General features: G+C 71.5%; 18 protein-coding genes. 6 read left to right on the top strand and 12 right to left on the bottom strand.

The annotated features are described in order from the left end of the window. Positions 1-7 precede the first annotated feature (7 nt). Entirely contained in the window at positions 8-1,270 is a 1,263-nt protein-coding gene (gene serS / locus ACFQRD_RS10850) for a serine--tRNA ligase (protein WP_377015976.1), read from the bottom strand. A gap of 59 nt (positions 1,271-1,329) precedes the next feature. Here serS and ACFQRD_RS10845 point away from each other — a divergent pair, with 59 nt between their 5' ends. Further along, positions 1,330-2,550, top strand: coding sequence for a diacylglycerol/lipid kinase family protein (locus ACFQRD_RS10845; protein WP_377015974.1), 1,221 nt, complete (start codon positions 1,330-1,332; stop codon positions 2,548-2,550). 51 nt (positions 2,551-2,601) lie between these two features. On the opposite strand, the gene ACFQRD_RS10840 is transcribed toward ACFQRD_RS10845, so the two are convergent. The 4 genes from ACFQRD_RS10840 to ACFQRD_RS10825 all read right to left on the bottom strand — a co-directional run bounded on the left by ACFQRD_RS10840 (position 2,602) and on the right by ACFQRD_RS10825 (position 5,142). After that, the gene (locus ACFQRD_RS10840) at positions 2,602-3,114 is read right to left on the bottom strand and encodes a hypothetical protein (RefSeq protein WP_377804220.1); all 513 of its coding nucleotides are present in this window, start codon (positions 3,112-3,114) and stop codon (positions 2,602-2,604) included. A gap of 7 nt (positions 3,115-3,121) precedes the next feature. After that, positions 3,122-4,090, bottom strand: a complete 969-nt coding sequence (gene pheA / locus ACFQRD_RS10835) for a prephenate dehydratase (RefSeq protein WP_377804218.1) — start codon at positions 4,088-4,090, stop codon at positions 3,122-3,124. Between the two features lie 93 nt (positions 4,091-4,183). Beyond that, entirely contained in the window at positions 4,184-4,705 is a 522-nt protein-coding gene (locus ACFQRD_RS10830) for a GNAT family N-acetyltransferase (protein WP_377015970.1), read from the bottom strand. Beyond that, on the bottom strand, positions 4,702-5,142 hold the full coding sequence (locus ACFQRD_RS10825; RefSeq protein ID WP_377015968.1) for a GntR family transcriptional regulator: 441 nt from the start codon (positions 5,140-5,142) through the stop codon (positions 4,702-4,704). Before ACFQRD_RS10825 ends, ACFQRD_RS10830 begins: the two co-directional genes overlap by 4 nt. A gap of 270 nt (positions 5,143-5,412) precedes the next feature. Here ACFQRD_RS10825 and ACFQRD_RS10820 point away from each other — a divergent pair, with 270 nt between their 5' ends. Next, complete coding sequence (locus ACFQRD_RS10820; RefSeq protein ID WP_377015967.1) at positions 5,413-7,467, top strand: hypothetical protein; 2,055 nt, start codon at positions 5,413-5,415, stop codon at positions 7,465-7,467. Here the strand turns inward: ACFQRD_RS10820 and ACFQRD_RS10815 are convergent. The 3 genes from ACFQRD_RS10815 to ACFQRD_RS10805 form a co-directional block, all read right to left on the bottom strand. Further along, positions 7,445-8,350, bottom strand: coding sequence for a phosphotransferase (locus ACFQRD_RS10815; protein WP_377015965.1), 906 nt, complete (start codon positions 8,348-8,350; stop codon positions 7,445-7,447). The two genes, ACFQRD_RS10820 and ACFQRD_RS10815, sit on opposite strands and share 23 nt — an antisense overlap. Positions 8,351-8,540: 190 nt before the next feature. Then, complete coding sequence (locus tag ACFQRD_RS10810; protein ID WP_377015963.1) at positions 8,541-10,265, bottom strand: glycosyltransferase; 1,725 nt, start codon at positions 10,263-10,265, stop codon at positions 8,541-8,543. Continuing rightward, entirely contained in the window at positions 10,262-11,092 is an 831-nt protein-coding gene (locus ACFQRD_RS10805) for a DUF5926 family protein (protein ID WP_377015961.1), read from the bottom strand. Before ACFQRD_RS10805 ends, ACFQRD_RS10810 begins: the two co-directional genes overlap by 4 nt. Positions 11,093-11,478: 386 nt before the next feature. Between ACFQRD_RS10805 and ACFQRD_RS10800 the strand changes: the two genes are divergently transcribed. Continuing rightward, a complete protein-coding gene (locus ACFQRD_RS10800) occupies positions 11,479-14,343 on the top strand; it encodes an FAD-binding and (Fe-S)-binding domain-containing protein (protein ID WP_377015959.1) in 2,865 nt (954 codons plus the stop codon). A gap of 13 nt (positions 14,344-14,356) precedes the next feature. Here ACFQRD_RS10800 and ACFQRD_RS10795 read toward each other — a convergent pair whose 3' ends face one another. Beyond that, positions 14,357-16,066, bottom strand: a complete 1,710-nt coding sequence (locus ACFQRD_RS10795) for an NAD-dependent epimerase/dehydratase family protein (RefSeq protein ID WP_377015957.1) — start codon at positions 16,064-16,066, stop codon at positions 14,357-14,359. Between the two features lie 151 nt (positions 16,067-16,217). Then, positions 16,218-16,730: a hypothetical protein gene (locus ACFQRD_RS10790; protein WP_377015955.1), complete on the bottom strand. Its 513-nt coding sequence runs from the start codon at positions 16,728-16,730 to the stop codon at positions 16,218-16,220. 256 nt (positions 16,731-16,986) lie between these two features. On the opposite strand from ACFQRD_RS10790, the gene ACFQRD_RS10785 reads away from it, so the two are divergent. The 3 genes from ACFQRD_RS10785 (at position 16,987) to ACFQRD_RS10775 (ending at position 19,694) form a co-directional block, all read left to right on the top strand. Continuing rightward, positions 16,987-17,961: a Gfo/Idh/MocA family protein gene (locus tag ACFQRD_RS10785; RefSeq protein WP_377015953.1), complete on the top strand. Its 975-nt coding sequence runs from the start codon at positions 16,987-16,989 to the stop codon at positions 17,959-17,961. A 70-nt stretch (positions 17,962-18,031) separates the two neighbouring features. Continuing rightward, a complete protein-coding gene (locus ACFQRD_RS10780) occupies positions 18,032-19,042 on the top strand; it encodes a Gfo/Idh/MocA family protein (protein ID WP_377804216.1) in 1,011 nt (336 codons plus the stop codon). 130 nt (positions 19,043-19,172) lie between these two features. Continuing rightward, positions 19,173-19,694, top strand: coding sequence for a GNAT family N-acetyltransferase (locus ACFQRD_RS10775; RefSeq protein WP_377015949.1), 522 nt, complete (start codon positions 19,173-19,175; stop codon positions 19,692-19,694). A 119-nt stretch (positions 19,695-19,813) separates the two neighbouring features. Here ACFQRD_RS10775 and ACFQRD_RS10770 read toward each other — a convergent pair whose 3' ends face one another. Next, positions 19,814-20,350, bottom strand: a complete 537-nt coding sequence (locus ACFQRD_RS10770; protein WP_377015947.1) for an ATPase — start codon at positions 20,348-20,350, stop codon at positions 19,814-19,816. A 37-nt stretch (positions 20,351-20,387) separates the two neighbouring features. Beyond that, on the bottom strand, positions 20,388-20,924 hold the full coding sequence (locus ACFQRD_RS10765; RefSeq protein WP_377015945.1) for a transglutaminase domain-containing protein: 537 nt from the start codon (positions 20,922-20,924) through the stop codon (positions 20,388-20,390). Positions 20,925-20,931 lie beyond the last annotated feature (7 nt).

Here is a 20,931-nt window from a genome sequence, read left to right as displayed (position 1 = left end):
GACGGTCTCAGGCGGGGACCTCGAAGATCTCGCGGCCGCCGAGGTAGGGCCGCAGGCCCTCCGGGACGACGACGGATCCGTCGGCCTGCTGGTGGTTCTCGAGGATCGCTGCGATGAAGCGAGTGGTACCCAGAGTGCCGTTGAGCGTGGCGACGGGGCGCAGCCCGTCCTCCGTGCGCTCGCGGATGTTCAGCCGCCGTGCCTGGAACTGGGTGGTGTTCGAGGTCGAGGTCAGCTCGCGGTAGGTCTCCTGGCTGGGCATCCACGCTTCGCAGTCGTACTTGCGGGCCGCGGAGGTGCCCAGGTCGCCGGCGGCGGTGTCGATGATCCGGTAGGGCACGTCGATCCGCGCCATCATCTCCCGCTCCCACTCCAGCAGCCGTTCGTGCTCCTCGTAGGAGTCCTCGATGCGGCAGTAGGAGAACATCTCGACCTTGTGGAACTGGTGGACGCGGATGATGCCGCGGGTGTCCTTGCCGTAGCTGCCGGCCTCGCGGCGGTAGCAGGCGCTCCACCCGGCGTAGCGCAGCGGACCGTCCGAGAGGTCCAGGATCTCGTCCTTGTGGTAGCTGGCCAGGGCCACCTCGCTGGTGCCGACGAGGTAGAGGTCGTCGTCCTTGTCCAGGTGGTAGACCTCGTCGGCGTGCTCGCCGAGGAAGCCGGTGCCCTCCATCGACTCCGGCAGCACCAGGGTCGGGGTGATCATCGGAGTGAATCCGGCCTTGGTGGCCTGGTCGATCGCGGAGTTCAGGATCGCCAGCTCCAGCTGGGCGCCGACGCCGGTGAGGAAGTAGAAGCGGGCCCCGGAGACCTTCGCACCGCGGGCCATGTCGATCGCCTTCAGGCCCTCGCCGATCTCCAGGTGGTCCTTGACCGGGTGCTCGAAGGTGGGAACCTCGCCGACGGTCTCGCGCAGCTCGAAGTCCTCCTCGAGTCCTTCGGGGGCGCCCTCGGCGAGGTTCGGGATCTCGCGCAGCGCCTTATCCCGCGCGGCGATGGCCTCGGCGGTCTCCGCCTCGAGGCGCTTGACGTCGGTGGAGAGCTGCTTGACCTCGGCCAGCAGCTGCTGCTTCTCCTCGCCCTGGGCCTGGGCGACCTTCTTGCCGAAGGCCTTCTGCTGGGCGCGGGCGGACTCGTACGCGGCGGTGGTCTCGCGCCAGCGGGAATCCGCCTCGAGCACGGCATCGACGGTGGCCGTGTCGCGCCGGCGCGCCCTCTGGGCGTCGCGGACGGCATCGGGGTTCTCGCGCAGCAGCCGCAGATCGATCATTGCACCAGGGTACCTGCGGCGACGTGGTAGTCGTGCGCCGGCGTCAGTACCCTGAGCGCATGGACCACACTCTCCTCGCGCTCAGCATCGCCTCGGTCGTCATCATGGTCGTGGCGGTCGTGCTGCTGGTCGTCGTACTGCGGCATCTCGGCCGGCACCGTCGCGAGATCGCCGCCCTGCGCGCCGCGGCCGAGGAGCAGCCTGGCGGCCGGGTGGCGCGGGGGGCGCGAGGCCGGAGACGGGCCGACGGGTCGGCGGCCGGTACCGAGGCGGATCGCACTGGGGCCTCCGACGACGAGGACGCCGGGGACCACGCCCCGGCGGACCGGCTGCGGAAGGTCGCGGTCGTCGTGAACCCCTCGAAGTTCTCGGATGCGGAGGCGTTCCGCACGCGCGTGCGCGAGGTGGTGGAGGACCTCGAGGGCGCCGAGGTCGCCTTCTACGAGACGACTGTGGAGGATCCGGGCCGGGGCCAGGCCCGCCAGGCCCGCACCGAGGGCGCCGATCTGGTGGTCGCCGCGGGAGGGGACGGCACGGTGCGCATGGTGGCCTCGGTCCTCGCCGACACGGACACCCGCATGGGCATCATCCCGGCCGGTACCGGCAACCTGCTGGCCCGCAACGTGGACGTGCCGCTGGATGATCCCGCTGCGGCGATGACCGCGGCCCTGACCGGCCATGACCGTCGGATCGACGTGGGCTGGCTGCGCACCGGTGGCAGCGTGACCGAAGCCGCGGCAGCCGCCGAGCAGATCTTCCTGGTCATCGCCGGGTTCGGGGCCGACGCCGAGATGATTGGTCACACCGATGACTCGATGAAGAAGCGCCTGGGCTGGCTCGCCTATGTCTTCGGCGGGGTGCGCACCATCCTGGGCCGCTCCATCGACGTGGTGGTCGACTTCCCCGACGGCACGCGGCATGCGCACAAGGCCCGGACCGTGCTGCTGGGCAATGTCGGCAAGCTCCCGGGCGGCTTCGTGCTGATGCCCGATGCGACCGTGGACAACGGCAGGCTCGAGATCGTGGTGGCCGGCTGGAAGGGCGCAGCCGGGTTCAGCCAGGTCCTCACCCAGGTCGTCAATCCCAAGCTCTCCCCCCGGCCGCGCCTGGCCTCGATGGATCGCTACTCGGCCACCGAGGTGCGGGTGGCGACGACCAAGGCGCAGCCGGTCCAGCTCGACGGTGACACCGACGTGGAGGCGAGCCACCTCATCGGCCGCATCGACCCCGGCGCGCTGCTGCTGCGGGTACCGGTCAGCCCTGACCCGACGCGGGAGTGAGTGCGGGAGCTGGGGCTGGAGCCCGCCGAGCGATCCACGGCGCGTCTGCCCTCAACTGTCCGAAGCCCCGCCCTCGACGTCCTCGAAACCGAGCCATGTCTCGTCATCCGAATAGGCGCGGGTCTCCGCACTGAACCAAATATCGAGGTACGGCGGAGTAAATGATTCGCGACTTGTCGGAATGCCGCGGACACCGCGACCATCGAGCGCGAAAAGAAAGAGGTGCTCCTGCACCGCGTAATAGTCGTCTGTGATGACAGTGACTCCAGCTGCCTCGTTGATCTCCTCCGCGGGGGTGCCGATCGAGAAGATCTGGAATCTGTCCCACTCGAAGTCCGTGCCGTCGGAGACCCTGGCGGACGTGCCGGACCCCGTCGCCTCGATGAGGAGTTCGTCCAGCTGGAGGCTGCCGGCGACCTCGATCTCACGCCGAGGTCTCCCCGGCAGGAACCCGCACCCCGCGCCGGCGCCGGCGAGCACGGCACCAACGAGCCCTACGGCGAGCTGCCGCCGGGTGGGACCCCAGTTGCGCGCAACGTGCCGGTTATACGGGGCCAGTGCCATGGAAAGATCAGGCGCCGCTCGAGGCCGGCGTGACCATGCCGGTCAGCTTCTCGACCCAGTCGCGGGCCTCGTCATAGGCCTCGTCGGCGAATTCGGCGGGCGCGTCGGGGCGCACCCCGTCGACCCGCGGGTAGGAGCCCAGGTAGTGGACGACCGGACAGATCCGGTGCAAGGCACGCAGCGCGGCGGCGACGCGGCGGTCCTCGATGTGCCCCTCCACGTCGATCGAGAAGGAGTACCGGCCCAGGAAGTCGCCGATGGGGCGCGACTCGATGCGGGAGAGGTTCACGCCGTTGGCGCTGAACATCTCCAGCGTCTCCAGCAGCGCGCCGGAGCGGTTGTGCGGCAGGTGCAGAACCAGCGACGTCTTGTCGGCGCCGGTGCGTGCCGGGATCCTGCCCTCGCGGGTGACGAGCACGAAGCGCGTCTGGGCACCCTCGTAGTCCTCGATGCCCTCGGCGAGGATCTCCAGGCCGAAGTGCTTCGCTGCCAGTGGCGAGCACACGGCGGCGCGGCCCCGGGCGTCCTCGGCGCTCAGCGCGGCCAGGTCCTGGGCGGCGGCGGCTGTCGAAGAGGCGGCGGCGATGTCGGCTTCGGGGACGTTCTCGCGCAGCCAGCCCTGGACCTGCGCCTGCGCGTGCGGGTGGGAGGCGACGACGTCGAGGTCGCTCAGCGCGGTGGTCTCGCGGGCGGCGAGCACGAAGGTGATCTGGACGATCTGCTCGGCGACGATGGTGATCGAGTCGGTGGCGGCGAGCACGTCGAGGGTGCCCGAGACCCCGCCCTCCACGGAGTTCTCGATCGGCGCCATGAGCGCGTCGATGTCCCCACCGATGAGGTCGGTGGTGGCGGTCGCGACGGAGGCGAACGGCACGATCTCGGCGTCGCCGGCGAACTCCTCGGGCGCCTCGGCGAGGGCCTGCAGGAGTGCCTGGTGGGTGAACGTGGTCTCGGGACCGAGGAAGCCGTACCGCATGAGAGCCAAGGGTAATGCGCTGCGCGGCCGGTGCGGGTCAGTGCGTCCGGTTCCCCGGACACATCGGGGTGACGGGGCAGCAACGGGGAGCGGTCAGCGCAGCTCGATCGTCCACCGCTCCACGGTGCGCGTCGCGTCGGCCGGGTGGGGTTCGTGGTGACCGGTCGCCGTCGCCCCGAGGTGGTGGGCCACAGCGAGCGAGGCCGCATTGGCCGGGGCGATCAGCAGGACGAGTTGGTGGATCTTGGGGTCGGTGCGGGCGACCTCGACCACCGCCGAGGCCAGTGCGTGGCCGTCTCCCTGGCCCCGGTGAGCGGCGAGGAGCCAGTACGTCATGGTGGCCTGGTTCCGCGTGAGCCCGGGGGCCCTCGTGTTCAGACCCGCGCCGCCGATCAGCGTCGAGGTTCCGTCGGCGACTCGGCCGGACTCAGCGGGAAGCGCCGCATACTCACGGATCGGCCCGTCCTCGCGCCACCGGGCGCAGCGGGCCAGGAACGTCGAGAGCGACTCGGCGTCCCACCGGCATCCCGAGATCTCGCGGGCGATGGCCTCGTCCTGGCCCTCGAGGATCGCCGGGGCGTGCTGCGGTCCCAGCGGTTCGAGCCGGATGCTCACGAGTGCTGTTCGGCCCGCTCGACGCGCTCGGACTGCTCGGCGGGCTCCTCCGTCCCGGCCAGTACTTCGCGCACCGCGGCCAGGATCGCCATGTCGGTGTGGCCGTCCTCGCGGGCATCGGAGACGACGCCGCGGAACAGCGCCACCAGCGCCGGGTCCGCCTCTCCCCCGCCCTCACGCGCCACGGCCGCGGCGTACGCCTCGCTCGCGGCCACCGCACCGGGGGCGACGGTGGTGCCTGCCCCGCGCCTGGTCACGATGATCTCGGCCTCTTCGAGCAGCCTGTAGGCGCGTGCCACCGTGCCCGGGGCCAGACCGAGCTCGCCGGCATAGGCGCGGATCGCGGGCAGCCGGTCCCCCGGCGTCAGCTCACCGCTGCGGACCTGGCCGATGATCTCGCGGCGGACCTGTTCGTACGGCGGGGTCGGGTTCGTCATGGCGACCACGATATGGCTCGTCGGCGCTTCTCCAGCTCAGCGACGCCCGCCCGTCGCGCAACGCTGCCCAAGGCCACAAAAGAGACGCCACCCGAGGCCGCCCTGCCAAGGCCACGAAGGGGAGGCCAGTCGAAGCCTCCCTGCATATAGCGGTCCACCTGCGAGAGACGTCCCCTTCGCGGACACGGACGACGCGGGCGCGGTGAGAGATCCGTGGAGGCCCTGTATGGGTCGGGCTTCCGGGCGGCCGGGGCCCGTAGCATCGTTGTCGTGCCTCACCTCCCGGTTCTCTCCCTGCCCGCTCGTCGCCTGCGCGTCCTGCCGGGCGCGGTGCTGGCCGCGCTGTTCGGCGCCCTGCTGCTGGGCACGACGCCGCCGGCGCAGGCCGACGGACCCGAGGATCCGGTGCGGCTGGTCATCACCACCGCGGGGCTGGGCTGGGAGGACATCTCCGCCGAGGCGACCCCGAACCTGCAGTGCTTGGCGGACCGCTCCGGTGCCGGTGCGATGAACACGACCTCGTCCACGGTGGTCTCCACCGAGCGCCAGGGCTTGGAGACTCTGCACACCGGCTACCGGGGCCTCGCGGAGAAGGCACCGCGCACTGCGGGCATCCCGACCCCGCCCACCGACCAGTGGCAGCAGCTGCCGGTCGAGACCGTCGAGGTCGACGCCAGCGATCGCGAGGTCTCCGGCGAGATATCCGCGCAGCAGACCACCGCCGTCGCCGACGCCCTCGCGGGCGATGCGATCATTCAGGTCGACGCCGGGTCGGTGCCCGACCATGACAATCCGGACCGCGCGCAGGACCTGGCCGCGCTGGACGAGACCGTCGGCCGCGTCCTCGAGGCCGCCGGCGGCTGCGATGCCGAGGCCCTCCCCCGCACCCTGCTGGTCTCGGTCGCTGCGACCGATCCGCCGGACCCCGACGAGATGGAGAAGACCGGCGCGGTCGCCTCCCGGACCGTCGGCCTGCAGGTCGCCCTCGATTCGGCCTTCCCCGGCCAGGCGCTGACCAGCGGGGCCACCAAGCAGAACGGCGTGGTGGTGCTGACCGACGTGCTGCCCACGATCCTGGCCTCCTACGACGCGGAGCCCGACGGGAACATCCCCGGTCAGCCCTTCCGCGGAATCGACCACGGTGACCCCCAGCAGCTCGCCCTGGACCGCTCCCTGGCCGCGGCCGAGGTCGATGCCGCGACCATGCCGGCGCTCGGCTCGTGGTTCGCCCTCGGCGTGATCGGCCTGGTGCTCGTGCTCGTCCCCGGATTCGCACGACGCCCGCGGGTGGCCGCCGTCGGCCGCGCCCTGCTGGCCATCACCCCCTTGGCGCTCGCGGTGGCCCTGTTCGCCTCGGCGGTGCCCTGGTGGCGGGCCGAGAACGACGCGCTCGCGCTGACCGGAGTGATCTGGGCCGGCAGCGCCATCCTGGCGGCGATCTCACTGGCCGGCCCCTGGCGCCGCCACCGGCTGGGACCCGCCGGGGTCTCTGCGGCCCTGGTCGCGCTGCTGATCCTCGGGGAGTCCGCGACGGGGTCGCGGTTCCAGCTCGGCTCCCCGCTCGGGGCGCAGCCGATCTCCGGGGGCCGCTTCTACGGGCTCTCGAATCACCTGTTCGGGATGGTGCTGGCCGCGGCGATGATGGCCCTGCTATGCCTGTTCGCGGTGGTGGCCACGTCCCGGGCCCGGGTGGTGTGGACGCTCGCCGTCGGCGCAGTGGTCGCGGTGGTGTGCGTGGCCCCCTCGATGGGCGCGGACTTCGGCTCCATGCTGACGACGATCCCGACCTTCGGACTGCTGGCGCTGCTGGTCTCCGGGACCCGGCCACGGCTGTGGCACGTGCTCGCGCTCGGCGCCGGCAGTGTCGTGGCGGTGCTGGGAGTCTCGTTCCTGGACTGGCTGCGGCCCGCGGAGGAGCGCACCCACCTGGGACGGTTCATCGACGAGCTGATCAGCGGCGAGCTGTTCTCCGTGGTCCTGCGCAAACTCGCACAGAACATCGGGATGACCACCGGGTACTGGTCCCTCGCGATCCTGATGATCCTCGCCGTGATCGCGTCCGTGGCGATCCTCATGCCGCGCCGGATCGGCTGGCGCCGCCTCGCCGAGCTCGACACGCTCCACCCCGCCTCGTATGCGGTGCGCGTGGCGCTGGTGGCCGGCACCTGGCTCGGGTACGCCGTCAACGACACCGGCCCTGTCCTGGTCGCCGCGATCCTGGGGATCTGGATCGCCTATCTCCCGGCGGTGCTGCCGGATCCGACGCTGCCGTCGGAACGGGACGAACCCGTCGGCGGAGACGTCACCGCTGCCACTCCTCGATGACGCGTTCCAGCGTGCTGCGGCCCAGGGAGCTCATCGCGGGCACCGTCTCCCGGTAGTACCAGACCAGGCCGATGGCCTGCTCGAAGGCCCACGCGAGAGCGCGCCGCCATTCCAGATCGTCGATCTCCAGTCGTTCCCGGAACGCGTCGCGAGCGGGTTGATCCAGCAGGTGGATTCCCACGATCAGATCCAGGGCGCTGTCGGCTGCCGCGAAGCCACCGGTGTCGATCACCCCGGCCAGCCGGCCGCGTGAGACCAGAAGGTTTCCGGGGATGAGGTCCCGATGGCTCATGGTCACGCGGCCGGTCTCCGCAGTGGTGCGCAGCTGGGACCAGACCTGGCGCAGCAGCGGCACGTCGAGCAGGCCGACGCTGCGATCGAGGCACTCGCGCACCCAGTCGTCGTGATCGGTGAGCGATCCTCCGCGGCCCGGTCCCTGGAACCGTCGGCCCCGGGTCTCGGCAGCGCGGAGTGCGGCCACGAGGTCTGCGAGGTCCTCTGCGAACCGCATCGAATCGGCGAGCACGCTCGGTGTGGCGACGGCCCCGGGGACCCGCGTCTGCAGGGACCATGGCCGGTCGAGGCCGCTACCAGGCGTCCCGATGCCGAGCGGGCGCGGCGCGGGCACCGGGCTGATCTCCGCGAACTCCGCTTGTGCTGCCGCTTCGCGTCGCAGCAGGGCGTGGAGCTCGGCGGGGTCGCCCGGCCGCCGCGGGATGCGCGCGATGATCTCGGGGCCGACGGCGACGATCGCGTTGTCGGTCCCGTCCGTCTCCAGCGCCCGGACCTCGAGGTCGGCGAGCCGGGGGAACTGCTCGGCGATGGCCCGCTGTACCGCGCGGAGCGGAACAGGCGAGGATGCGGAGGCACGGGAGGCGGTCATCGGTCGCGAAACTACCGACGCTCCGGCCTCACCGCGAGGAGTTTTTCGCGCCCCTCGGCTCGATCTCTGCTGTCGAGACCGCTGTAGGTGCCGTTATTCGGTCCCCATAGCGGCAACTGCAGCGGTCTCGACCAGCGGCAACTGCAGCGGTATCGACTCGATCGCGGCTCGTGGCGCGCGAGTGGCTGGGTCAGTCGGCGTTCTCCGCGTCGACCGCGGCGTGGACGACCAGCGAGGTGTACTCGTCGGGGCTCAGCGGCGGCCGGATCGAGGGCGGCAGCTCCGGTTCGGGGGCACTGAGGTGGGAGGCGATGATGACCGCGTGCTCCGGGCTGAATTCGCCCTCGACCGGTGCGGCCTGCAGCTTCTCGGCGAGTGCGTCGAGATCGACCCCGGCGAGGTAGACGGCGTCGTCGGAGGCGAAGGGCCCGGTCACCGGCAGGGCGCGCAGCCTGCGTCCCAGGGCCTCGACGTCGACGTCTCCGAGTGCGCGAGTCTCGGCGTCGGAGAACTCGCCCTCGACCGGGAGCACGGAGTAATCGTCCCGACGACGCCTCGCGCGGCGGCCTCGTGCCCGCTGCTCGGCGTTCGCGGGCAACTCGCCCGTCGCCGTCGCCGACCCGTCGGTGACCGCCGGCTGCTCGGTGGACACGGAATCCTCAGCCGGTGCCGGGGCCTCGGGAGCCGCCGGTACGTCAGCGGTCGCGGGCTCCGGCGGGATGGCCCAGGCGTCGGCCTCCGGCTCGTCGGCCTCGGGCACGGCCTGTGCGGGCTCGCCCGGACCGGCGGCGAAGGCGTCGGCCGTGTGCCCGTCGGCAGTGCGCGCAGGCGTGATCTGGTCCGCGGACGGTTCGTCGACATCGCCGTCCTGGGCGGAGGTCGGCGCGGCATCGGCAGACTCCTGGGCGGAGGTCGGCACTGCGTCGACAGGCTCCTCGGCGGCCGTCGGCGCGGCATCGGCAGACTCCTGGGCAGTCGTCGCCGCGGGGCCGTCCGGCTCCTCGCGCTCGGCGACGGTGGCGGCGGCCGGCGAGGGCGCGATGACGTCGCCGTCGAGGTCGTCCTCGGACGGCGCGCCGGCTTCGTCGGCGTCGAACACGCCGCGGCGCTTGCGGGCCAGGGCGCGCAGCACGTCCCGCAGCTGGGCGGCGCGGTGCAGCTGACCGCGCAGGTCACGGCCGGTCGAACGGTGGTGGAGGTCCGCCTCGATCTCCTTGACCCAGAATCCTGCGGACAGCGCGTCGATGGTCAGCGACGTCTCCACGCCCCAGCCCGGAGCGAGCGGCTGGCAGGCCTCCCAGGTCTCGCGGGTGATGCAGCGGGTCCCGGACAGCGGCTGAGTGGCCTCCCAGCCGGTAGCGCGACGGATGCCGTTGCGGGCGGTGCGCACGACGATGCCCATGCCGGCCGCGCCGTCCTGCGGGGGCAGCAGGGCGACGGCCATGTCGACGCCCTCGCCGAGCACCGCGTCGACCAGCGGCTGGGCCGCGGTGGCGGAGCCCTCCATGTCGGCGTCCAGGAACAGCAGGGCACGCGGGGCGACGTCGGCTCCGATGACGGGCAACGGCCCGGTGTGGCCGGGAGCGCGCGGCTCGGCGTGCAGCTCCTCGGAGAAATCCTCGCCGCCGTCGGCGCGTTCGGCATGCTCGCGGATGGCGACCATCTGCGCACCGGTGGCCATGGCGGCCGCCTTGCCGCGGTTGGTCTTGTGCCGCACCACCAGCGCGTCGGCCCCCATGGCGACGGCGGAGGTGGCGTCGGTGGAGCCGTCGTCGACGGTCACCACCAGGTCGACCCCGACGATGGCGCGGGCGGCCTCGATGGTCGCCTCGATCCGCTCCGCCTCGTTCTTGGCGGGGATCACGACGGCCACCCGCTCGGGGCGGTTCGCCGTCAGCGGCCCCGCGGCGCTCATCGCAGCGTCACCTGCCGGGCCACGATTCCGCCGCGGGCCCGGCGCTCGAGCGCCGTCAGCGGTTCGTCGGTGTTCAGGGCCTCCTCGAAGCGAGCGCGGAAGTCCGCAGCGATCTCCTCGACGGGCTCGACCCCGTGCCCCTTGGGCAGGTCCCACACCGGGATCGACATGCCCTCTGCGCGGAAGGAGCCGACGTACTTGGTGCCCTCACCGATGGCCGATTCGCGGCGGGCGTGCAGGCGGGTGACAGCATCGATCACGCGGTCCTCATCGGCGTCGAGCACCCAGCGCACGTGCTCCTTGGGTCCGGCGTCGACCCAGTACGCGTGGGGCAGCCCGCCGATCGGTGCGGTGGGCATGATCGACTCGTTGGCCTGCTTGATGGACTGATCGATCTCGCTGGTGCGCTCGGCGTTGGGATCGAGCCAGAAGTCGAAGGTCTCGTGCACGGTGATGGCGAAGTCACCGTCCAGGTCGAGGATCTCCTGCAGACGCGGCGCCTCGTCGTCGAGGGTGACGGTGGTGATCGGGTTGCCGGGCTCGAGGGCGAGGGCGAGCTTGATGGCCTGGCCGATGCCGCGCGAGAGGTCCCCGCCGGGGTAGCCGGCCTGGACGCCGACGGTGACGGTGCCGTCCGTGCGACGCACCGCGGGCCAGGCCATGGGCAGGATGGTCGCCAGTTCCACGTCGGCCGAGCCGTACTCGGCGGTGGTCTTCGCCCTCATGGTCGCCGCCGGGATCAGCTGGCGCATGGCGACCAGGTCTCGTTCGTTCGGCAGCCCCTCGAAGGGACGGCGGACCAGGTCATCGTGCGCGGCGGAATTCATGGGGCGAGTCTACCGATCCCGGGGCACGCTCTCGGGGAGGTGCGGGGTGCGGATCGGGAGTCGGGCTCGCGCCCGGTTCCTCTCGTGTCCGCGTCGGGTTCTCATCGTGGCGGCATCGGGTTCTCATCGTGTCCGCGCCCGGTCCTCATCGTGGCGGCGTCGGGTGCTGACCATCCGTGGGACGCTCATCGAGGATGCCGTGCATATGGCATGGCATCTTCGGATGGCGTCCCCTTCATGGACAGCCACGCGCGCCGGCCTGCGCCTGGTGTCCCGCTGAGGCTCACGAACGGGCACCTGCGCGGCACGGCGGGGCCACAAGCAGGTTTTCGCGCCAGACGAGATGGCGACTGCCGCTCCGCCGGTCGCGGATATACCGTGAGGCGATGACGCTCGCACCATCGCGCGACACCGGCCGCGCACCATCGCCCGACGCCGACGGCGCGCCCACGCTCGACACCGATGTCGTCGCCCGCCACAAGCTCTCCCATGACGCCTCGCATTACCTGCTGCTGCCCGAGGCCGTCGCCTCTCCGGCCGACGAGGCCCAGGTCGTCGCGCTGCTCCGGCAGGCCACGCGAACCCGTCGGCCGGTCACCTTCCGCTCCGGCGGCACCAGTCTGTCCGGGCAGGCGCAGTCCGACGCGGTCCTGGCCGACGTGCGCCGGAACTTCCGGTCCGTGGAGGTCCTCGACGGCGGCGAGCGCGTACGCGTCGGCCCCGGGTCGACGCTGCGGCAGGTCAACGCGCACCTCGCCCGCCACGGACGCCGGCTGGGCCCGGACCCGGCCTCGGAGATCGCCTGCACGATCGGCGGGGTGATCGCCAACAATTCGTCGGGGATGGCCGCGGGGATCAGCGAGAACTCCTATCGCACCCTTGAATCGCTGCGGTTCGTGCTGCCCAGCGGCACCGTGGTCGACACCGCCGCCCCGGATGCCGACGCCCGGCTGCGCGAGGACGAGCCGGAGCTGCACGAGGGCCTGGTCCGCCTGAGCCGTCGGGTACGCGACGACGCCGAGGCCACGCGGGTCATCCAGGAGCGGTTCGCCCTGAAGAACACGATGGGCTACGGCATCAACGCACTGCTGGACTTCGAGGAGCCTGCCCAGGTCCTCGCCCACCTGATCGTCGGCTCCGAGGGGACCCTCGCCTTCGTGTCCTCCGCGGTGTTCCGCACGGTGGCGATCCAGAAGCACATCACCACGGGGCTCATGGTGCTGCCGTCGCTGCAGGCGGCCACGGCGGCGCTGCCGGAGGTGGTCGGCGCCGGGTTCGCGACCGCGGAGCTGATGGACGCCCGCTCCCTGACCGTCGCCCAGAACCTCGCCGGAGCTCCTCAGGAGATCCGGGGACTGGAGGTCGCCGACCATGCCGCACTGCTGGTCGAACATCGCAGCGACGACCCCGCCGAGCTGGAGCACAAGGCCTCCGAGGCGACCGCGCTGGCCGGCGGCCTCGGGCTGTCGACGCCGCTGGAGATGACCACCGACGCCTCCCGTCGGGCGGCGATGTGGACCAGCCGCAAGGGGCTCTATGCCGCGATCGCCGGCGCCCGACCGGAGGGCTCGACCGCGCTGCTGGAGGACGTGGTGGTCCCGGTTCCTGAGCTGGATGAGACCTGCCGCGGCCTGCAGTCCCTGTTCGAACGCCACGGCTATACCGAGTCGGTGATCTTCGGGCACGCCAAGGACGGCAACATCCACTTCCTGCTCAACGAGCGGCTCGGCCAGTCCCAGGACCGACTGGAGGCGTTCACGGAGGACATGGCCGAGCTGGTGCTCGATCACGGCGGCAACCTCAAGGCCGAGCACGGCACGGGCCGGGTCATGGCCCCGTTCGTCGAGCGCCAGTACGGCCCGGAGCTGTACCAGGTGATGCGGGAGATCAAGCAGCTCGTCGACCCCGCCGGGATCCTCAATCCGGGTGTCCTGCTCACCGATGACCCGTCGGCCCACATGCGCGATCTCAAGCCCGTCATCGGCATCGAGGAGGAGGCCGATCGCTGTGTGGAGTGCGGCTACTGCGAGCCGGTCTGCCCCAGCAAGGACCTCACCCTCACGCCGCGCCAGCGGATCGTGCTGCGACGGGACGCGAACCTCGCCGAGCAGCGCGGCGACCTCGCCACCGCGGCGGCGATCCGCGAGGCCTACGAGTACCAGGGCGATCAGACCTGCGCGGCCGACGGGATGTGCGTGACCGCCTGCCCGGTCGACATCAACACCGGTGACCTGGTGCGGCGGCTGCGCGCGGAATCCGCGGAGACACCGGCGGCCACGGCCTGGAAGGCCGCGTCCTCACGGTGGGCCACGGTCACCCGTGGGGCCTCGGCCGCGATGACCGCCGCCGGCGTGATGCCCGCGGCGCTGCCCCGGGCGGCGACCGACGTCGGCCGGGCTCTGCTCGGTGCGGAGACGGTGCCCGAGTACCGCCCGGAGCTGCCGCGCCGTGGCGGGTCGGTGCGCCGTGCCGGCAGCCGGGGTCGCACCGGGGCCGACGTCAGTGTCGTCTACCTCCCGGCCTGCGTGCACACCATGTTCGGCGCCGCCGAGGAGTCCCGCGGCAGGTGTGGCGGAGGCTGCGGTTGCGGGAGCGGGAGCGGGAGCGGGAGCACGACCGGCGTCCCGGCGTCGCTGACCCTCCTCGCCCAGCGCGCGGGAGTCCGGTTCGCCGTTCCGGACGACGCCGCCTCCCTGTGCTGCGGCACCCCGTTCTCATCCAAGGGCATGACGGCGGCGAAGGAGCAGATGCGCGAGCGGGTGCGCAGCGCCCTGCGGGAGGCCACCGATGGCGGCGAGCTGCCGGTGATCGTCGATGCGGCGAGCTGCACCGAGGGCATCGTGGAGGCCGTGGAAGGCACCGGCATCGAGGTCATCGACGCGATCACCTACGTGCGCCGCCACCTGCTGGACCGCCTCGAGATCCGCGAGCCGGCGCGCTCGGTGACCGTGCATCCCACGTGCTCGACCACCCATCTGGGCGCGAGCGACGATCTGGTCGCGATCGCCGAGGCCTGCGCCGAGGAGGTCGTGGTGCCGGTGGAGTGGGGGTGCTGCGCCTACGCGGGGGACCGCGGCATGCTGCATCCGGAGCTGACCGCCTCGGCCACCGCCGCCGAGGCGGCCGAGGTCGCCCGGCAGGAGACGGACTGGTACGTCTCGGCCAACCGCACCTGCGAGCTGGGCATGCAGGCGGCGACCGGCAAGGCGTATCGCCACGTCCTGGAGCTGCTGGCCGCCGTCACGGCGTGACGCCCGGGTCCCGTCAGTCCTGCGGGGCGCCCGTCTCCTGGGGAGTATGGGTCTCCAGATCCCGGCGGAAGGCCCGGCGGCGCGCGTAGGCGTGGACCTGGTCGAGGATCTCGGCCTGCCGCAGCGCGTTCTCGGCGAGCCGGGCGAAGACCTCTGGGTCCAGGCCCAGCAGTTCGGCGTTGTCCTGGAGGGTCTGCCAGCCGCCCCGTTTGCCGATCACGGCGCTGCGCATCAGTTCGGTCTCCAGCACCATCGTCATCGGTGAGCGCGTGGCGAGGCGCCCGTTGTTCTTCAGCCGCCCGGCCCGCTCGCCGAGCCAGGCCACGGCCTGCCGGTGCGGCAGCTGCCGGAAACCGAGATCATGGATGAGCTCCTCGAGGAACTGCCGCTCCGCCCGGATCTCCTGGCCGACGCTGGACAGCGGCGCGAACACCGGAGTGTCCACGAACGCCGCCGCCATCCGCTCGATGCGTTCCACGCCGGCCGAGGCGCCGGTGAGATGGTCGGAGAGGTAGAGGTTCAGCAGGTCCTGCGTGACCTTCTCGGAGATCTGCGGGCGGGGCTCGACGGGCAGATGCCGGGTCGCTCCCCCGGGTGCCGTCTCGCCCACGCGGCCGCTCGGTCCATCGGCGCGGGCCCCGGCACCGGCCACGGCCGGCACCTGATCGACGGGGAGCTGGGTGCGGCGGACATCGCGCGGCCGCATCGGCACCGAGCCGGCACCGTGGCCGGCGATCATCCCCTCCAGCAGTTCCTCGACCGCCTCGGCGGCGGTGTGGCGGGGCGCCCAGCCCAGTTCCGCCTTCGCCCGTTCGTTGCTCATGACCGGCACGTTCATACCCATGTCGAACCAGCCCTCGTCGGCGGCGAGCAACCGGGCGCGATGGCCGGCGGTGAACGCGGCGCGCACCACCGAGTGGGGGACCTGGAGGAAGCGGCCGTGGTCGACGATGTCGGCCAGCTCCTGCATGCCCAGCAGGTCGTCGGCGCAGATGTTGAAGGCCCCGCGCGCCCCGGTGACCGCGGCAGCTGCGTAGGCGGCGGCGACGTCGGCCGCGTGGACGGCCTGGATCCGCATCCCCGCCGGGAGCGGCAGCACCGGCGGGCGTCCCGCGCGCAGCGCCTGGATGGGCATCCAGGTGCCCAGGAAGTAGCGCTGGATCTGGGAGGCGGCGTCGGACTGGAAGATCAGCGCCGGGCGCAGCCGGGACACGGCTATCTCCGGGTGGGCGTGCTCGAACTCGTCGAGCACGCGCTCCTGGGCGGCCTTGTCGACGCTGTAGTGGGAGGAGCGGATGCCCTCGGTGCCCCAGGTCTCCTCGCGCACCTCGTTGCCGGGCGAGGGCGAGTAGGCGCCGACGGACGAGGCCACCACGAGCCTCGGCACGCCGGCCTCGGCGGCGGCGCGGGCGACGTTCTCGGTGCCGTCCACGTTCACGCGGCGCAGCAGCTCGCGGCGGGTGTTGGGCTGGATCAGCCACGCGAGGTGGATGACGGCGTCCGCGCCCCGGAACGCGCCGGTCAGCTCGGAGACGGCCTGGTCCGGGTCGACGGCGGCGGCGATGTCGATCGAGGCCCAGTCGGCAAAGGAGTAGGGGGCCAGGTCCTGGTCGGGCAGGCGCCGGGCGATGCCGAGGACGGAGGTCACCTCCGGTCGCTGCTGCAGCGCGGCCAGCACGGCCGTTCCGACGTTCCCGGTGGCACCGACGACAGCGACTCTCATGGATCTCTCCCTCGTGAGCGTCACGCACTCGGCGTGACGGGCGGGCGGGTCCTGCTGGAGGTCCCAACCTACGCATCCGGCGTGCGCAGGTGAAGCGCCGGGATCGGCTCTGACCGCTCGGTTCCCCGACCCGCCGCGCCCGGGGACCTACCTACTCGCAGGCACCGTCGGCCACGGGAACGTTGAACAGCCGGATCACGGTGCCGCCCTTGGTGGCATACAGCGCGATGCCCGCACCGTCCTCGCGGCTGGTGGAGAAGCCGTACGTGCCGTTCTTCTGCATCGGCTCCCAGACGGCGTCGAAGCCGTGGTCCTCCAGGACGTCGTTGACGGCGTCGCGGCGCTCCATCCACGTCGACTTCTCCTGCGGGATCGCGGTCTCCGCAGTGGCGTCGCCGGGGGTCCATCGGCAGGTGCCCCGTACGTCGGTCGTGGCCTGCTCCCGGCCATCGGTCCACTGCGCATCGGGGCCGGTGAGCAGTGCGTCCTGCAGCGGCGGGAGCATCTCCTCGCTCATCGCGCGGGCCTGGTCGATCGGCACGGGGGTGGCAGAGCCGGAGCCGCATCCGCAGAGCATCAGCGCGATCGCGGCGCCGGCGCCGAGCGCGCGCCGCCACCGGGCGCTCAGCCCCGAAGATCCGGATGTCGCCTCTGAACCCGCCACTGTGACTCCTGCGCACAAGGACTTCTGAGATCTGTCCATCGTATCGGCCAGGGACGACGAGACCTATAGGGCCCGCCAGGTCCGGTAGCTCATTGAATTACGCCATCGGTGTGAGTAACGTGTCATACGACAGAGTGGTCCCTCCAGCGGCCCACATCACCGTCTCGCCCGGGGCCATGGACGCGTCGAGCGGATGCCCGCGTGCTGTCTCGTCCGCGCCGGACAGGGCACCCTCCCCATCCAGGAGCAGAACCACATGACCACTCCCCTGCGGATCGCCGTGCTCAGCGCATGGCACGTCCACGCCGAGGAATACGGCCGCGCCGCCCTCGATCACCCCGAGACCGAGCTCGTCGCCGTCTGGGACGACGACGCCGACCGCGGCCGTGAACTCGCCGGGAAGCTCGGCGTCGAGGCCACCACGGACCTGGACGCTCTCCTGGCCCGCGACGACCTCGACGGCGTCACCGTCACCGCCGCCACCAGCGACCACGTCGAGCTGATGACCAAGGTGATCGCCGCCGGCAAGCACATCTTCACCGAGAAGCTGCTGGCCCCCACCGTCGAGGGCTGCGACCAGCTGATCAGCGCCGCCCAGGAGGCCGGGGTGCGGATCACCGTGTCCCTGCCGCGGCTCACCCATGGCTACACCGTCGCCCTGCGCACGATCCTCGACGAGGGCACCCTGGGGCGCCTGACGTACTCGCGGGTGCGCCTGGCCCACAACGGCTCGACCGCCGACTGGCTGCCGGCCCGGTTCTACGACGCCTCCGAGGCGCTCGGCGGTGCCTTCTCCGACCTCGGCGCCCACCCCGTCTACCTCACCCAGCTGATCCTGGGCGAGGAGATCTCCACCGTGCGCTCGACCTACACCGACCAGACCGGTCGTGGGGTCGAGGACAACTCCTCGGTCACCGTCTCCACCCCCGACGGCGCCATCGGCGTCATCGAGACCGGGTTCGTCACCCCGGCCAGCCCGTTCACCATCGAGGTCCACGGCACCGAGGGCTCGGTGCTGTACGGCTTCGAGAACGACGACGAGGGCAACGCCGTGATGCGACTGGGCTCCAGTGAGGGCTGGTCGACGGTCGATGTGCCCGCCGACGACCCGATCCCCTTCGCCCAGTGGGTGGAGTCGATCCGCACCGAGGCCACGATGGAGGAGAACCTCCGCCGGGCACGTGCCCTGACGGCACTGGTGGCCGCTGCGAACGACGACGCCCGCGCCTGAGCCGCACTACCCCGCACGCCGCGCGGCCCCGGATGCCGCGCGGCTCCATATTCTGCAGACAAGGAACACCATGACCATCTCCCTGCCCGTCCGCATCGGCCTCATCGGAGCCGGCGGCATCGCCAACGCCCACATCGCCGGCTACGCGACGATCCCCGAGCGCGTGAAGATCACCGCGATCGCCGACGCCGTACCCGAGACCCTCGCCAAGCGCGTCGAGGAGACCGGCGCCCGCGCCTACACCGACTTCACCGAGCTGGTGAAGGACCCGGAGGTCGACGCCGTCGACATCTGCCTGCCCCACCACCTGCACAAGGCGGCCATCGTGGCCGCCGCCGAGGCCGGCAAGCACATCCTGTGCGAGAAGCCGCTGTGCCTCAGCGCCGACGAGGCCGCCGAGGTGCGCGCCGCCGTCGAGAAGGCGGGCGTGACGCTGATGTGCGCGCACAACCAGCTGTTCATGCCGGCCGTGGCCAAGGCCAAGGAGGTCATCGACTCCGGCGCCCTCGGCGACGTGTACGAGGTGCGCACCACCGACTCGTTCTTCAACAACTTCGATCCCTCCACGATGGGATGGCGCGCCAAGGCCGCCACCAGCGGCGGCGGCGAGTACATCGACACCGGCTACCATCCCACCTACCTGCTGATGCACTTCGCGGGCGCCAAGCCGGTCAAGGCCTTCGCCATGATGTCGACCCACCGCCTGAAGTTCATGGAGGACGAGGACTCCGCGCAGATCCTGGTGCGCTTCGACAACGGCAGCGTGGGCCAGCTGGTGACCTCCTGGGCCTACGACGCCGCGCCGGGCACCGACCGCTTCAGCGTCGTCGGCGAGAAGGGCTCGCTGAGCTCGGACGGCACTACGCTGCGGGTCAAGATCCGCGGCGAGGACGAGGAGCAGGTCTTCGAGCACGAGGCCGTCAACACCTTCGCCGCCGAGATCGCCGACTTCGTCGAGTGCCTCGAGACGGGCCGTCGCCCGCTGAACACCGAGGCCGAGGGCATCGCGGTGCTCGGCATCATCCTCGCCGCCTACGAGAGCGCACGTACCGGCGAGGCGGTCGACGTCCCGGTGGTCTGAACCGCGGCAACGTTCGACAGCGCCGGCCGGTCCCGATTCGTCGGGGCCGGCCGGTCTGCTGTGGCCAGGCACCGAGGTGGGCGCAACAGTGGCTCGATTCCCGGCGCGGTCGTGCGACCGGGATCCTAGGATGAGGCTCGTGCAGGTAGAGCTACGACCCCCACGACTCGACGACGAGGCAGCACTTCGTCACCTGCACAGTCAGCTCTCGCGTGAGGGGTTCGACTTCCTGATGGCCGACGGGGCGTGGGAGGACATCCTCGCTGAGTACGCGCGGGATGCCGCTGATTGGGGGCCAGGCCGAGTCCCTGCGGAGTTTCTGGTCGCCGAAGTACCCGGTACCGCCATAGGCAGAGTCTCCATCCGCTACAGACTCAACGCGGCCCTCTTGGAGGTCGGCGGACACGTCGGGTATGCCGTGGGGCCGGAGTTCCGAGGCAAGGGCTACGGCCAGCAGATCCTGCGCGCTGCTGTAGGCCGCCTGGCGGCTCACGGTGTGCGCCACGTGCTGGTCACCTGCGACGCCTCGAATGCTGCATCATCCGCGCTCATAGAGCGTTGCGGCGGACAGCTTGAGGATCTCCGCGAGGGACCAGGCGGACGTGTGACGCGCCGTTATTGGATCACGTCTCGATCGCATGCGGCCGAGTAGGCGCGTCTGTCCGCTTGGACCGGCCGGACTACCCCGACAAAGCTCTCTACGCCCCGGGACCCGGCTGGGCGCCCGGCCGGTCTCACCGTGCCGCCGGTTTCTGCTGCCTGTCCGGCCACTCAGGAGCTACCCCGCCCGGCCGGTCCTGCCCAGTCGAGCACCACGCTGATCTGCACCGCGACCTCGTGGGGCGTCCGGCCCTCCGTGTTGAGCCGGTGCACGGCCGGGGCGGCCTCGGCGTCGAGCCGCTCCGCCGCCTCCCGACTCCTGGCCACGTGCACGTCCAGGCTCTCGCCGTGCTCGCGCGTCTCGAGCCGCTCCCGGACAGTGCGCGGCGTGGCCTGCAGCAGTACTGCTCTCGTACGCGGCCGATCCCCCATGGCCTCCGCGATCGCTTCCGCCTTGAGTACCGAGACGGTGTTGGTGTAGATCAGCCGCCGGTGACCGAGCGCCCGATAGTTCGCCCAGATCGCCGACAGATTTCGAAAGGCCAGCCCCGTGCGCCACGGAGCCGGGTGGGCGAGGTCGAGCGCATCGCCCTCCACCACGGCGTGGGAGACGTCCTGCGCCGTGAGGAGGTCGTGGAGCGCGAAGGCCGCCGACGACTTCCCGACCCCGGACGCGCCGCCGATGACAAGCAGCTCTGAATGCGACATGGCGCAATCGTCCCTCACCTGCCTATCACGACCTCGGTTACGGAGAGGACCTGGCCTTTTCGAACAGCCGGTTCAGATCTTCCTGGTACCGGGAGACCAGCTCGGGATCGGTGCGCTCCACCTGGTGGCCGATCCGCGTCGCGGCCTCGTCCAGGGCCGGAGTCCGGCCCTGCCGATCGTGAGGGATGACGGGGCCGACGGGCCGATAAGCGGGCTCCGTCGCTGACGCGCCATCCCACGACCCCACCGTGAGCCCGAGGGATGCCAGCGCCGGATCGTGCGTGGCATCGACCAGGGCCCAGCGATCGTCGACGTGCACCTCGACCGCCGTGTGGATGTCCGAGAAGAATCGAAGCTCGCGCTGAACGTCCACGAGGACCGGCAGCTCGTACTCCCAGCACACCATTCGGCACTGCATGCCGACGTTGCTCAGCTCCTCGGCCAGCAGTGCGGCCTTCGCCACGCAGTTGCCCCGTCCCTGCGCACGCAGTCCGGCGGCGTCGAACGCAGCGACCGTGTCGTACGGCAGCCCACGCACGCTCTCGTACAGTTCGACGAGCCGGGGGATCGTCACGCCATCC

It is taken from the genome of Brachybacterium sp. GCM10030268 (assembly GCF_042666305.1).
Taxonomy (GTDB): domain Bacteria; phylum Actinomycetota; class Actinomycetes; order Actinomycetales; family Dermabacteraceae; genus Brachybacterium.
Note: the sequence above shows the minus strand (reverse complement) of the source record. Positions and strands in the feature narration are given on the sequence as shown.

Coding starts and splice junctions, on each gene's coding strand:
- ACFQRD_RS10775 (WP_377015949.1), top strand. CDS start 19,173: ATGAGGCTCGTGCAGGTAGAGCTACGACCCCCACGACTCGACGACGAG.
- ACFQRD_RS10770 (WP_377015947.1), bottom strand. CDS start 20,350: ATGTCGCATTCAGAGCTGCTTGTCATCGGCGGCGCGTCCGGGGTCGGG.
- ACFQRD_RS10845 (WP_377015974.1), top strand. CDS start 1,330: ATGGACCACACTCTCCTCGCGCTCAGCATCGCCTCGGTCGTCATCATG.
- ACFQRD_RS10800 (WP_377015959.1), top strand. CDS start 11,479: ATGACGCTCGCACCATCGCGCGACACCGGCCGCGCACCATCGCCCGAC.
- ACFQRD_RS10810 (WP_377015963.1), bottom strand. CDS start 10,265: ATGAGCGCCGCGGGGCCGCTGACGGCGAACCGCCCCGAGCGGGTGGCC.
- ACFQRD_RS10795 (WP_377015957.1), bottom strand. CDS start 16,066: ATGAGAGTCGCTGTCGTCGGTGCCACCGGGAACGTCGGAACGGCCGTG.
- serS (WP_377015976.1), bottom strand. CDS start 1,270: ATGATCGATCTGCGGCTGCTGCGCGAGAACCCCGATGCCGTCCGCGAC.
- ACFQRD_RS10815 (WP_377015965.1), bottom strand. CDS start 8,350: ATGACCGCCTCCCGTGCCTCCGCATCCTCGCCTGTTCCGCTCCGCGCG.
- ACFQRD_RS10805 (WP_377015961.1), bottom strand. CDS start 11,092: ATGAATTCCGCCGCGCACGATGACCTGGTCCGCCGTCCCTTCGAGGGG.
- ACFQRD_RS10840 (WP_377804220.1), bottom strand. CDS start 3,114: ATGGCACTGGCCCCGTATAACCGGCACGTTGCGCGCAACTGGGGTCCC.
- ACFQRD_RS10825 (WP_377015968.1), bottom strand. CDS start 5,142: ATGACGAACCCGACCCCGCCGTACGAACAGGTCCGCCGCGAGATCATC.
- pheA (WP_377804218.1), bottom strand. CDS start 4,090: ATGCGGTACGGCTTCCTCGGTCCCGAGACCACGTTCACCCACCAGGCA.
- ACFQRD_RS10785 (WP_377015953.1), top strand. CDS start 16,987: ATGACCACTCCCCTGCGGATCGCCGTGCTCAGCGCATGGCACGTCCAC.
- ACFQRD_RS10780 (WP_377804216.1), top strand. CDS start 18,032: ATGACCATCTCCCTGCCCGTCCGCATCGGCCTCATCGGAGCCGGCGGC.